Here is a 12,811-nt window from a genome sequence, read left to right as displayed (position 1 = left end):
ACCCCCGTAGGGAACCGGCCGCCGCTCCTGCCGTCCACCGAGCCCGCCGCTACTTGGTCACCTCCGCCTTCTCGTACGTCTTGCCCTCCGGCGCGAGGCAGACGAACCAGTTGGACGGGGAGCCGCCGGCCGGACGGATGTAGGGCTGGAAGTCGCGGGTGAAGCCGCGGTTCCTGGGCGCCAGGGTGGCGGTCTGGCTCGTGCCGTCCTTCCAGGTGCAGGTGACCTGCTGGGCGGTCCTGGCGACGCGGCCGATCACGAGACGCTGGTCGGAGTCGTCCGTAGCGGTCTTGTTGGACTGCAGGGGAAGAGCGACGGACTGGAGGTCCGTGCCCGAGTCGGTGTCGCCCTTCGTGAACTCCCCCCACGTCTTCGTCCACTGCTCGTCGCCCAGGATCAGGTGGACGAAGAACAGGTGCCTGCCGATGAGGTCGGAGGCGGTCTTCGCCCCGGACTCCCCCCTGTTCCCGAACTCGCCCAGTGCCTCCAGCTGGCCCTGCGCCTCCACGTCGTTCCTGGCCGTCCCCCATACGTCGATGGTGACCCGCCACTCCTTGCCGTGGTCGGTCCCGTACGCCAGCGTCGTGCGCTGCGGTGCGTACACGTGGCGCTGCTCGGCGGTCGGGGGCCGGTTGGCCGTCGTTGCCACCCGGTCGCCGTCGCCGCCGAATCCACCGGCCAGCGCGAGCGTTCCCGTCGAACCGGCGATCACCACGGCGACGGCTGTCGCGACCAGGTAGCGGCGGGCCCTGCGGCGACGCCCGCCGCGGACCACCTGCTGATAGGGGGCTATACCGATCTCGACCTCGTCCGCCGCGTCGGCCAGCAGAAGGGCGATGTCCCTGTGCGTCATCTCGTGGCTCGTCTCTCGGTCCTCGCTCATCACGTGCGCCCTCCGTTCGTCACCATGTCGGCCAGCCCCGGTATGGCACGGAGTTTCGCGATCCCCTTGGCCGCGTTGCTCTTCACCGAGCCCACCGAGCAGCCCATCGCCTCCGCCGTCTGTGTCTCGCTCAGGTCCTCCCAGTACCGCAGCACCACCGCTTCGCGCTGCCTCGGCGGCAGCTGGGCGAGCGCCTTCAGCAGGGCGCTGCGGTCGTCGGCCTGGGCGATGCGGTCACCGGTGTCGGGCAGCTCGTGCGTCAGGCCCGAGTCGTCCTTCGGTGCCAGGAACTCCTTGAGGCGCCTGCGGTGTCTGCGGGCGTGCCCGTTGATCATCACGCGCCGTACGTACGCCTCCGGGTCGTCGGCCGAGGCGACCCTGCGCCACGCCACGAAGACCTGTTCGAGCGTGGACTGGACCAGGTCCTCGGCGGCGTGCTGCTCCCCCGTGAGGAGAAACGCCGTACGCATCAGCCGCGGCCAGCGGCCGATGACAAAGCTCTGGAACTCGTCGTCCAAAGCCACCTTTCGATCCCCCATGGGCACCTCCTAGATGTCTAAAGGAGTCCATGGGCCGCGGATTTCGTTGCCTCTCCCCGCGAGCATTTTCACGCCTGGCGCGCGGGCACCCCTCGTGGCAGCCACAGCAGCATCAGCACCGCCCCGCCCAGCAGGACGCCGCCGCCCGTGCGGAACGCCAGCGCGTAGCCCTCGGTCAGTGCCTCGGCCGACGTACCGCCCGCCGTACGGGCCGCCGCGATCGTCGACATGACCGCGAGGCCGAGCGAGCCGCCCATCGTGCGGGAGGTGTTGACCAGGCCCGACACCAGCCCGGCGTCCCCGGCCCGGGCGCCCGCGGTGGCGAGCGAGGCGAGGGGTGTCGCGCCCAGGCCCGCGCCCGTCATCATCAGGATGCCCGGAAGCATGATCGTGGTGACGTAGGCGCCGTGCGCGGTCATCGTCGACTGCCAGCCGAACCCGGTGGCGGCCACCAGCGTGCCGATGACCGCGACGTTGCGTGCGCCGATCACCGGCATGAGCCGGGGCGCGAGCTTGGAGCCGAGGACCACGGCGAGGGAGCTGGGCGCGAGGGCGAGACCGGCGCCGAGCGGGGAGTAGCCGAGCACGTTCTGCGCGTACAGGGTCATGAAGAACCACATGCAGAACATCGCGGAGCCGCACAGGAACATCGCCGCGTTCGCCGACGACACCGCGCGCAGCCGGAACAGGTTCAGCGGCATCAGGGGCGCCCTGGTCCGCGCCTCGACGGTCAGGAACAGCCCGATGAGGCCGAGTCCGGCGACCAGCGGCACGAGGGTCGCGGCCGCCGCCCACCCCTTGGCCTCGGTCTGCGCAATGCCGTACGCGAGGGTCGCGAGCCCTGCCGTCACCAGCAGCGCGCCCGGCAGGTCGAGCCGCCGCCCGTCGCCGGCCCGGCTCTCCATCAGCCACCGGGCCGCCCCGGCCAGCACCACGGCGCCCACCGGCACGTTGATGAGCAGGACCCACCGCCACGACAGTCCGTCGACGAGCAGTCCGCCGACGAGGCCGCCCGCCGCACCGCCCCCGGCGCCGACCGCGGTCCAGGTCGCGATGGCCCGCGCGCGTGCGGCACCTTCCGGTACGGCCGAGGTGACGATCGTCAGCGTCGAGGGAGCGAGCACCGCCGCGCCCAGCCCCTGCACACACCGGGCGACCAGCAGCTGCCAGCCGTCCTGGGCCAGTCCCCCGCCGAGCGAGGCCAGCGTGAACAGGGCGAGCCCGACGAGGAACATCCGCTTGCGCCCGTACAGGTCACCGGCGCGTCCGCCGAGCAGCATGAACCCGGCGAAGGCGATCGCGTACGCGTTGACGACCCACTGCAGGCCCGGCGCGCTCAGGCCCAGGTCGGCACGCATCGACGGCAACGCCACGTTGACGACGGACACGTCGAGGACGACGAGGAACTGCCCCGCGCAGGCGAGCGCGACCACCACCCAGGCCGGTGGCGCGGTGCGCGGGGGTATTCGGGTGTCTTCGGCGGCTCGGAGCATGGGCGTCATGCTCTCAACCCTCCGACACTCCTGGCATCAGGATTTCGCCGCAATCACGGCTCGGTCGCCGGTCCTAGGTCGCGGCGGGCACGCGACCTAGGAGCCTGCGGCCGCCGCGATGTCCAGTGCCGCGATGTACCCGAACGTCATCGCGGGGCCGATCGTCGAGCCCGCGCCGGCGTAGCTGTGGCCCATGACGGCGGCGCTGGCGTTGCCGGCGGCGTACAGGCCGGGGATCACCGAGCCGTCCGCCCGCAGTACGCGGGCGCGGGCGTCCGTGCGCAGGCCGCCCTTGGTGCCGAGGTCGCCGGGCACGATCCTGAACGCGTAGTACGGGGCCAGCCACAGAGGCGCCAGACAGGAGTTGGGGAGGATCGCGGGGTCGGTGTAGTAGTGGTCGTACGCGCTGTCGCCGCGGTGGAAGTCGGTGTCCTTGCCGTTGAGGGCAAGGGAGTTGAAGCGGTTGACGGTGGCACGCAGGGCGGCGGCGGGGACACCGATCTGCCCGGCCAGCGCGTCGAGGGTCCAGGCCTTGTGGGCGGCGCCGGAGTCGTACCAGGTGTCGGGGAACGTGAAGGTCGGGGCGACGTCCTTGAAGAGGTAGCGGTTGCGGTAGTTCTGGTCGACGATCAGCCAGGCCGGGATGTCGGGGGCGGCGGCGTTCTTCTCGTACATGATGTGGACGACGTCGCTGTAGGGGGCGGCCTCGTTGACGAAGCGGGCTCCCGCCGCGTTGATCAACAGGCCGCCGGGCAGGGTCCGTTCGGCCAGGCAGAAGTACGGGTCCCCGGGCAGCGGGATCGCCGGGCCCCACCAGGCGTCGTCCATCAACGCCAGTGCGCCGCCCGCCCGTTCGCCGGCCCGGATGCCGTCGCCGGTGTTCTCCTTGGCACCCACCGTCCATTCCGTGCCGATGGGCTGGCGCTGGTACTGCGCGCGCATGGCCGCGTTGTGCTCGAAGCCGCCGGAGCCCACGACGACGCCGTGCCGGGCCCTGAGCAGACCCGCGGCGCCGTTCCTGGTCACCACCGCGCCGGTGACGGCACCGTTCTCCGAATACAGGTCCGTGAGCGGGGTGTTCAGCCACACGGGCACCTGGGCGGCGAGCAGCCCGGCGCGCAGTCCGGCCGCCAGCGACTGGCCCATGGTGAGGGGCTTCTGGCCCAGCAGCGCGGCCTTGGTGCCGCGCGCCAGGCACTCGGTGGCGACGGCGAGGCCCTTCGCGCTGACGGCGGACAGGGCGAGCCACTTGTAGTCGGCGCTGAAGACGACCATGCCGGAGGGGACGGCCAGGTACGGCGGGTTGAGATGGGCGAGTTCGGCGCCGAGGACGTTCCCGTCGAGCTGGTCGGGTTCGATGGAGCGGCCGTTCGGCAGACCGCCGGGCAGCTCGGGGTAGTAGTCGCTGTACCCCTCCATCCAGCGGAATCGCAGCGGGCTGTTGGCCAGGACGAACGAGATCATGGCGGGCCCGTGCCCGAGGAAGGCCTGCTGCCGGTCGGTGGAGACGTCCGCTCCGACCACGGCCGCGAGATAGGCGGCCGCCTTGGCCGGTGTGTCGGGGACTCCGGCGGCCAGGATCACCGGGTTGTTCGGGATCCAGACGCCCGCGCCCGAACGGGCCGCGGAGCCTCCGAAGGTGGCCGCCTTCTCCACGACGACGCAGCTCAGCCCGTGTTTCGCCGCCGTGAGCGCGGCGGTCATCCCCGCTGCGCCGGAACCGATCACCACGACGTCGTAGGTGCCGAGGACCGGAAGGTCGGCCGCGTCGGCGGTCCCCGCGGCCGCCGGGAGTGCGGCGGCGAGCGCGAGACCGGCTCCGGTCGCGGTGCCGAGGACACGGCGCCGCGAGGGTCCGCTCGCCGGGGAGGCTTCGTTACGTCTGACGGGGTCCGCGTACGTGGCCATGGCAGGTCGCTCCAGCGTGGCGAGGGAATGGGAGGCCGTGCTGTACCCCCGGGAGGCGCAGGAGAGCTTCTGCATCCCGGTTCTGATGCGGAGTCAGGAATGTGACGCGGTGGTCTTGTGAAGTCAAGGGGCAGACCTCTCCCTCGTACGCACAAGGCCGCGCACCGCCCTCAGGGCCCTCGCACACCCACGGCCGTACCACCCGTTCCAGCCCGAACGCCCAGGATCACGCCCCCGCGTCAGCCGCTCGCCGCGCGCAGCAGCGTGACCACCGCCGCCCCGCCCAGCCCGATGTTGTGCGCGAGCCCCACGCGTGCTCCCGCCACCTGCCGGACTCCGGCCTCGCCCCGCAACTGCCAGGTCAGCTCGGCCACTTGGGCGATGCCGGTCGCTCCGAGCGGGTGCCCCTTGGAGATCAGGCCGCCGGACGGGTTCACCACCCACTTGCCGCCGTACGTGGTGGCTCCGGACTCGACGAGTTTGCCGGACTCACCTTCCCCGCACATGCCGAGCGCCTCGTACGTCAACAACTCGTTGACGGAGAAGCAGTCGTGGAGCTCGATGACGTCCACGTCCTCGATGCCGAGCCCGGACCGCTCGTAGACGCGGCGCGCCGCCTCCCGGGACATCGGCTGCCCCACGACGTCGATGCAGGACCCCGACGCGAACGACTCCTCCGTGTCCGTGGTCATGGCCTGCGCGACGATCTCGACGGCCTTCTCCCCCAACTCGTGGCGCTCGACGAACCGTTCGGACACCACGACGGCCGCGGCCGCTCCGTCCGAGGTCGGCGAGCACTGGAGCTTGGTCAGCGGCCGGTGCACGACGCGGGCGGCGAGGATCTCCTCGACGGACCACACGTCCTGGAACTGAGCGTAGGGATTGTGCGCCGAGTGCCGGTGGTTCTTGGCGCCGACGGCGGCCAACTGCCCTTCCGTCGTACCGTATTTCTCCATGTGCTCGCGCGCCGCGTCACCGAAGATCTGCGCTGTGGGCGGGGTCGCCTCGACGCCGTGCCGGGCGGCCATCACACCGTAGTGACGGGCCACCGGGGACGTCTTGAAGTCACCGGTGTCCGCTCCGCCGCCCAGGGAGCCCTTCTTCATCTTCTCGAAGCCCAGGGCCAGTACGCAGTCCGAGATGCCGCCCTCCACGAACTGCCGCGCCAGCATCAGCGCACTCGACCCGGTCGCGCAGTTGTTGTTGACGTTGTAGACGGGCACGCCGGTCAGGCCCAGCTCGTAGGCGGCGCGCTGTCCGGCGGTCGAGGGCTGGAAGCAGTAGCCGACCGGGACCTGCTCGACGTCGGCGTACGAGATCCCGGCGTCCGCGAGGGCGCCCGTGCCCGCCTCCCTCGCCATGTCCCAGTACTGCCACTCCCGGGTCTCGGGCTTCTCGAACCGCGTCATCCCCACACCGACCACGTACGTCTTCATGGCACTCCCAGTCCGGCGACGGCTCCCCGAGGTCCGCGCCAGACTAGAACACGTTCCATTCCGGCGACAGGGGTCTGACGGGAGATCAGATCCCCATGAGAAGGTCAAGAATTCGTTAGGGACTCAAAGCAACGGAATAGTTGCCCCGGCGCACGAGGTTCACCCTGCACATACTCCGCAAGAACAACGGCCCGGACCACCGCCCGGACCCCTCTCGCCGCCCTGGAGGCCGCACGCAATGAGCCAGACAACGACGGACGTACGCATGCGAAAGCCCGGCGGCGGCGGAATCGTGCCGGTGCTCGCCTTCGCGGGCATCGTTGTCGCGGTCATGCAGACCCTGCTCGTCCCGGTCATCAAGGACCTGCCGGAGCTGCTGAACACCTCACCCAGCAACGCCACCTGGGTCCTGACCTCGACGCTGCTCTCCGGCGCGGTGGCCACGCCGATCATGGGCCGCCTCGGCGACCTCTTCGGCAAGCGGCGCATGCTGCTCACCAGCCTCGCCGTCATGGTGGCGGGCTCACTGGTCAGCGCGTTCACCAGCGCACTGCTGCCGATGATCGCGGGCCGCACCCTCCAGGGCTTCGCGATGGGCGCCATCCCGCTCGGCATCGGCCTGATGCGCGACATGCTGCCCCGCGAGAAGCTCGGCTCGGCGATGGCCCTGATGAGCTCCTCGATCGGCGTCGGCGGCGGACTCGCGCTGCCGCTCGCGGCCCTGGTCGCGCAGCACACCAGCTGGCACGCCCTCTTCTACGGCTCCGCCGGCCTCGGCGTCATCTCCATCACCCTCACCCTCCTCTTCGTACCCGAGTCCCCGATGCGCGCCGAGGGCACCTTCGACGGGCTGGGCGCGCTCGGCCTGTCCGCCGGCCTCGTCCTGCTCCTGCTGCCGATCACCAAGGGCAGCGACTGGGGCTGGAGCTCGGGCACCACGCTCGGCCTGTTCGGCGCGGCGGTCGCCGTCCTGCTCCTGTGGGGCGTGATGGAGCTGCGCGTGAAGGCTCCGCTGGTGGACCTGCGCACCACCGCACGTCCCGCGGTGCTCTTCACCAACCTCGCCTCGATCATGGTCGGCGTCTCCTTCTACGTCGTCTCGCTCGTCCTGCCCCAGCTCCTCCAGCTGCCCTCCGCCACCGGCTACGGCCTCGGCCAGTCGATGGTCGTCGCGGGCCTGTGCGTGGCCCCGCTGGGTCTGACGATGATGTTCACGGCGCCCGTCTACGCCCGGATATCGGCGAAGTACGGCCCCAAGACCACCCTCATCCTCGGCATGCTGATCATCGCGATCGGCTACGGCGCCGGCCTCGGCCTGATGAGCGCCGCCTGGCAGACCATCGTCATCTCGGTGGTCCTGGGCGCGGGCATCGGCCTCGCCTACTCCTCGCTGCCCGCGCTGATCGTCGGCGCGGTCCCCGCGTCGGAGACGGGCGCCGCCAACGGCCTCAACACCCTCATGCGCTCCATCGGTACGTCCGTGTCGAGCGCCGTCATCGGCATGGTGCTCGCCAACACGGCGAACCACGTCGGCGGCGTCGCGATCCCCACCATGCACGGCTTCCGGGTGTCCTTCCTGATCGCGACCGGCGCGGTGGCCCTCGGCCTGCTGTTCGCGATCTTCCTGCCGAAGCAGCGCCAGGCCACCAAGCCGCAGCTGCGCGCCAGCAGCGAGGAGGACGCCGCGCTGGAGCGGGCGCAGGAGATCCTCGGAGGCTTCCGCGGCCGCGTCCTGAACGTCGACGGCGTCCCGGTCGCCCGCGCCAAGGTCACCCTGATCGACCGGCGCGGCCGCCAGGCGGGCGCGACGCTCTCCGCGGAGGACGGCAGCTACGCCCTCGCCGTGCCCGCCCAGGGCGCTTACGTCCTGGCCGCCAAGGCCGCCGGCCACGGACCGCTGGCGTCCTCGGCGTCGCACACCGGCGACGACCGCCCGGTCGACCTGGACCTCGCCCTGCCGAGCGAGACAGTCTCCGCCTGATCCCGCCGATCGCCGCACCCCCGTCGCCCGCGCGGCACGGGGGTGCGGCAGCATGGGGCGCCGACAGGCACGTACGACGGAAAGGCCCCCCATGCCCGCGGCACCCAAGCCCGAGCCCAAGCCCGAGATCCTCGCCGCGTTCGAGGCCGCCAAGGGATTCATGCCCCTGGGCGAGGGGCTCGCGCTGTACGCGGCGGCCGTCGAGGCCGGGCGGCTGGGCCTGCCGCTGCTGGAGGTCGGCACGTACTGCGGGCGCTCCGCGATCCTGCTCGCCGACGCGGCCCGCGAGGCCGGGGTCACCGCGCTCACCGTCGACCACCACCGGGGCAGCGAGGAGCAGCAGCCGGGCTGGGAGTACCACGACCCGGAGACGGTCGACCCGCAGATCGGCCTGATGGACACGCTGCCCACCTTCCGGCGCACCCTGCACAGGGCGGGCCTGGAGGACCATGTGGTCGCGCTGGTCGGCCGCTCCCCGCAGATCGCCGCGTTCTGGGGTTCGCCCCTCGGGGTGGTCTTCATCGACGGCGGCCACACCGACGAGCACGCGAGCGGCGACTACGAGGGCTGGGCGCCCCATGTGGCCGAAGGGGGCCTGCTCCTCATCCACGACGTGTTCCCGGACCCGGTGGACGAGTTCACCGGTCAGGCGCCGTACCGCGTCTATCTCCGCGCCCTGGCGTCCGGCGCGTTCACCGAGGTCTCGGCGACCGACTCGCTGCGCGTCCTGCGGCGAACGGGAGCAGGGATCTGAGGGCCCGGTTAGAGTCGCTGACGTGTCGTACGTAGGCCCTGACTTCGATCCTCCCCAGCCGCGCCGTTCCCGGCGCGGCCCACTGACCGTCGCGCTCGCCGCCCTGGTGCCCACGGCGCTGGTCGGCTGGCTCGTCTACACGGCGGTGGGCGACTCCGGCGACGGAGGCGGTGGCGCGGACAAGGCGGCGCCCGCGCCGACCTCTCACAGCACCTCGGCGCCCACCTCCGTCGCACCCTCCTCGGCTTCCCCCTCGGACGACGGCAAGAAGCCGAGCCCCAGCCCGACGGTCTCCACATCCCGCCCCGCCGCCTCCGGCCCCCTCAAGGGCAAGGTCGTCGTCATCGACCCGGGGCACAACGCGGGCAACTTCCAGCACGCGGCCGACATCAACCGCAAGGTGAACATCGGTACGAACTGGAAGGAGTGCGACACGACGGGCACCTCGACCAACGCGGGTTACACGGAAGCCCAGTTCACGCTCGACGTCGCGCGCCGGCTGCGCACGATCCTCCAGGAGCAGGGCGCCACGGTGAAGTTCACCCAGGACGGCGACCGCCCGTGGGGCCCGTGCGTCGACGAGCGGGCGCGGATCGGCAACAACGCGCACGCGGACGCGGTCGTCTCCATCCACGCGGACGGCTCCGCGGCCGGCAACCGCGGCTTCCACGTGATCCTTCCCGCCTCCGTGCACGCGGGCGCCGCCGACACCCGCCCCATCGTCGCCTCCTCCCGCGATCTCGGCGAGCGCATCGCGGGCAACTTCGTGCGCGACACCGGCAGCGCGCCTTCGAACTACATCGGCGACGGCACCGGACTTGTCGTCCGCAGGGATCTCGGCGGTCTCAATCTGTCAACGGTTCCCAAGGTGTTCATCGAGTGCGGCAACATGCGCGATAGCAAGGACGCGGCGCTGCTGACCAGCGGCGCGTGGCGGCAGAAGGCGGCGCATGGGATCTCTGAGGGAATCGTGAGTTTCCTGCACGGGTAGTGCTTGTTGCACGGATCCCGGCGGACACTCACGTCAGGCGGACGATAGTGTCCTCCCTACGATGAGGGGCCACCCCCGCGCTTTCCCACCACGGCCTGACGGCGCGCTGCACGGCGCGGCCGCCGGCGGCGTGGTGAGAGCGACGCCTCCACCGATGACGAGACGACTGACGAAGGACCTGTGAAGTGAATATCCGCTCGCTCACTCGAGGCGACGGCGTGGTGATCGGAGCAGCGGTGTTGCTCTTCATCGCGTCGTTCCTCGGTCTGGCCCCCGGCTGCACCGGCAGCTACTGCGGCAACTACGAAGCTCCGAACTCCTGGGACACCCTGGGCCTCGGACTCGGCACCTACATGCTCGGTGTGGCCGGCGCCGCACTCATCGTGATCGCCCGGGCCCTTCCCCAGCCGCGCAAGGTGGCGGGCCTCGACCTCGGCACGGTGGGTGTCGCGTTCGCGGTCGCCTCCTGCTGGGCGCTGCTGTGGTGGCTCATCGACGCCGAGGACTCCGGCTCCGGCCTCATCCTCGGCTTCCTCGCCGCCCTGGTGCTCGCCGGTGCCGCGATCGCCACGCCGCTCGTCCCGGCCCTGAAGGCCGCGCTCGTCGGCGCTCCGAAGCCGCAGATCGCCGGGCAGCCCTACGGCGGTCAGCCGCAGGGTGGTTACGGCTACCCGGGCGCCGCCCAGCAGCCGGGCCAGCCCTACGGCAGTCAGCCGCAGGGCCAGCCGTACGGTGCGCAGCCCAGCCAGCCCACCCCGCCCCCGCAGCCGGGCCAGCCGCAGGCGGGGGCCCCGCAGGGGCAGCCCGCCGGGGACTTCTCGCCGTTCTGGTTCGCCGTGCCGGTGGCTCGTCCGCTGTTCGGCGAGGACGGTGCGCCGACCCCGATCGCCGAACTGGCGCCGGGCACCTGGTACCTGGCCGTCGAGCAGCGCGGCGCGACCCTGGTGGCGCAGACGCAGGACGGCCGCCGCGGCGTACTGCAGGACACCTCGGGCATTCAGCGCGGCTGACGCCCGGCCCCGTCCACGACCGGCCCCTCGCCCTTCCGGGCGGGGGGCCGTTGTCGTACAGTCGCATGCCGTAACTGGAGAATCTGACACTCCGTCAGGCGTTGGTCTCTGGAGGCATCATGCGGCTCGGTCTCGCACTCGGATACTGGGGACGCGGCCCTTCCGCGGACCATGTGCCGCTGGCCCAGGAGGCGGAGCGGCTCGGCTACGACTCCGTGTGGACCGCGGAGTCCTGGGGGTCGGACGCCTTCACGCCGCTCACCTGGATCGCCGCGCGGACGTCAAGGATCAAGCTGGGCACGGCGGTTGCCCAGATGGCCGCCCGCTCCCCCACCACGACCGCGATGCACGCGCTCACCCTGGACCACCTGTCCGGCGGACGGATGATGCTCGGCCTCGGGCTGTCGGGGCCGCAGGTCGTCGAGGGGTGGTACGGGCGGCCGTTCCCGAAGTCGCCGCTGACCGCGACCAGGGAGTACGTGGATGTCGTACGCCAAGTCCTCAGGCGCGAGGCGCCCGTTGAGTTGGACGGCCGCTTCCATCCCCTCCCCTACCGGGGCGCCGACGGTACGGGCCTCGGCAAGGCGCTGAAGCCGATCACGCACCCGCTGCGCGCCGAACTGCCGGTCCTGCTCGGCGCGGAGGGCCCGAAGAACATCGCGCAGACGACACGGATCGCGGACGGCTGGCTGCCGCTGTACTGGTCGCCGCTCCGTACGGACGTCTACGCGGCCTCACTCGAAGGGGCCCCGGAAGGCTTCCTCGTCGCCCCCATGGCGCAGGCGCGGGTCTGCGACGACGTCGCCGAAGGGCTGCTGCCCGTCAAGGCGATGCTCGGCTTCTACATCGGCGGGATGGGGCACGCGGCACGCAACTTCCACGCCGACCTGATGGCCCGCATGGGCTTCGAGGACGAAGCGCGCCGCGTCCAGGAACTGTTCCTGGCCGGGCGCCGGGAGGAGGCCGTCCTCGCTGTGCCGGACGCCTTCGCCGACGAGATCTCCCTCGTAGGGCCGCGTGAACGCATCGCGGAGCGGCTGGAGTTGTGGCGCAAGGGCGCGGTGACGGACCTCCTGGTCCTGGCACCGGACCCGCACACCCTGCGGGTGCTGGCCGAGCTGAACTCCCGGTCCTAGCCGCCCGAGAGCTCGGAGGCCGACGGGACCTTGTCCTTGACCTCGGCGCCCGCGCTCTTTCCGGCGTCCTTGACCTTGTTGATGACGTCGTCGAAGGAACTGGCCGCGGAGTCGTCGCCCTTGCGCAGCTTGGACGGCAGGTCCTTGAGGGCGTCGATGCCCGCGGTGAGCGGGGCGACGGCCTTGGAGAGCGTGGGGTCGCCCTTGGCGTTCCTGGACGCGGCCTTGAGGCGGTTGTACGCGAAGGTGCCCGCGAGGCCCGCCTTGATCAGCGCGAACGTACGGCCCTTCGCGCCCTTCTTGAACTTGCCGGCCTTCCAGGGCTTCACGATCCACTGGTAGGTGGCCCCGGCCGCGAGTCCCGCGTTCGCCACGAAGCGGGTCTTGGCGAGCTTCTGCTTCTCCGGCGAGCTGCTGGGGGTGGCGGCGGCCACCACGGCGGCGGTGTCCTTCGCCGTGCCGTTGCCACAGGCCGTGGCGCCGACGAACAGGGTGCAGCTGAGAGTGAGCGCCACGAGCAGGCGCCGTATGTGTACGGGCACGAGGTCCTCCGGGGGTGAACGGTCCTCCCGGGCGACCCGGGAGTCACGGCTCCACCAGCAGCCTCACCCCGTCCTCACGGCTCCGCCACCCGGGTGAGCCCAATCGGGGCAGAACCCTTGTCCCGTACGGGTTTCAAG

General features: G+C 71.4%; 11 protein-coding genes. 5 read left to right on the top strand and 6 right to left on the bottom strand.

Features of this window, described 5'->3' with window-relative positions:
- Nucleotides 1-49 precede the first annotated feature (49 nt).
- The 5 genes from ACN6LB_RS25840 to ACN6LB_RS25820 form a co-directional block, all read right to left on the bottom strand.
- On the bottom strand, nt 50-883 hold the full coding sequence (locus ACN6LB_RS25840; protein ID WP_445028004.1) for a hypothetical protein: 834 nt from the start codon (nt 881-883) through the stop codon (nt 50-52).
- Nucleotides 883-1,422 carry a SigE family RNA polymerase sigma factor gene (locus tag ACN6LB_RS25835; RefSeq protein ID WP_356139429.1) on the bottom strand — a complete coding sequence of 180 codons (540 nt, stop codon included), beginning with the start codon at nt 1,420-1,422 and terminating at the stop codon, nt 883-885. The genes ACN6LB_RS25840 and ACN6LB_RS25835 overlap by 1 nt, the downstream gene beginning before the upstream one ends.
- A gap of 68 nt (nt 1,423-1,490) precedes the next feature.
- Entirely contained in the window at nt 1,491-2,915 is a 1,425-nt protein-coding gene (locus ACN6LB_RS25830; RefSeq protein ID WP_445028033.1) for a DHA2 family efflux MFS transporter permease subunit, read from the bottom strand.
- Nucleotides 2,916-3,011: 96 nt separating this feature from the next.
- The gene (kstD, locus tag ACN6LB_RS25825) at nt 3,012-4,823 is read right to left on the bottom strand and encodes a 3-oxosteroid 1-dehydrogenase (RefSeq protein WP_445028003.1); all 1,812 of its coding nucleotides are present in this window, start codon (nt 4,821-4,823) and stop codon (nt 3,012-3,014) included.
- A 239-nt stretch (nt 4,824-5,062) separates the two neighbouring features.
- Entirely contained in the window at nt 5,063-6,259 is a 1,197-nt protein-coding gene (locus ACN6LB_RS25820) for a lipid-transfer protein (RefSeq protein WP_445028002.1), read from the bottom strand.
- Between the two features lie 238 nt (nt 6,260-6,497).
- Between ACN6LB_RS25820 and ACN6LB_RS25815 the strand changes: the two genes are divergently transcribed.
- The 5 genes from ACN6LB_RS25815 (at nt 6,498) to ACN6LB_RS25795 (ending at nt 12,131) form a co-directional block, all read left to right on the top strand.
- Nucleotides 6,498-8,240, top strand: coding sequence for an MFS transporter (locus ACN6LB_RS25815; RefSeq protein WP_445028001.1), 1,743 nt, complete (start codon nt 6,498-6,500; stop codon nt 8,238-8,240).
- Between the two features lie 91 nt (nt 8,241-8,331).
- Nucleotides 8,332-8,994: a class I SAM-dependent methyltransferase gene (locus ACN6LB_RS25810; protein WP_445028000.1), complete on the top strand. Its 663-nt coding sequence runs from the start codon at nt 8,332-8,334 to the stop codon at nt 8,992-8,994.
- A gap of 22 nt (nt 8,995-9,016) precedes the next feature.
- A complete protein-coding gene (locus ACN6LB_RS25805; protein ID WP_445027999.1) occupies nt 9,017-9,985 on the top strand; it encodes an N-acetylmuramoyl-L-alanine amidase in 969 nt (322 codons plus the stop codon).
- Between the two features lie 185 nt (nt 9,986-10,170).
- The gene (locus ACN6LB_RS25800) at nt 10,171-10,995 is read left to right on the top strand and encodes a hypothetical protein (RefSeq protein ID WP_445027998.1); all 825 of its coding nucleotides are present in this window, start codon (nt 10,171-10,173) and stop codon (nt 10,993-10,995) included.
- 119 nt (nt 10,996-11,114) lie between these two features.
- The gene (locus ACN6LB_RS25795; RefSeq protein ID WP_445027997.1) at nt 11,115-12,131 is read left to right on the top strand and encodes an LLM class F420-dependent oxidoreductase; all 1,017 of its coding nucleotides are present in this window, start codon (nt 11,115-11,117) and stop codon (nt 12,129-12,131) included.
- On the opposite strand, the gene ACN6LB_RS25790 is transcribed toward ACN6LB_RS25795, so the two are convergent.
- Nucleotides 12,128-12,673, bottom strand: a complete 546-nt coding sequence (locus ACN6LB_RS25790) for a hypothetical protein (RefSeq protein WP_445027996.1) — start codon at nt 12,671-12,673, stop codon at nt 12,128-12,130. The genes ACN6LB_RS25795 and ACN6LB_RS25790 overlap by 4 nt on opposite strands.
- Nucleotides 12,674-12,811 lie beyond the last annotated feature (138 nt).

The organism is Streptomyces sp. SAS_270 (assembly GCF_052543295.1).
Note: the sequence above shows the minus strand (reverse complement) of the source record. Positions and strands in the feature narration are given on the sequence as shown.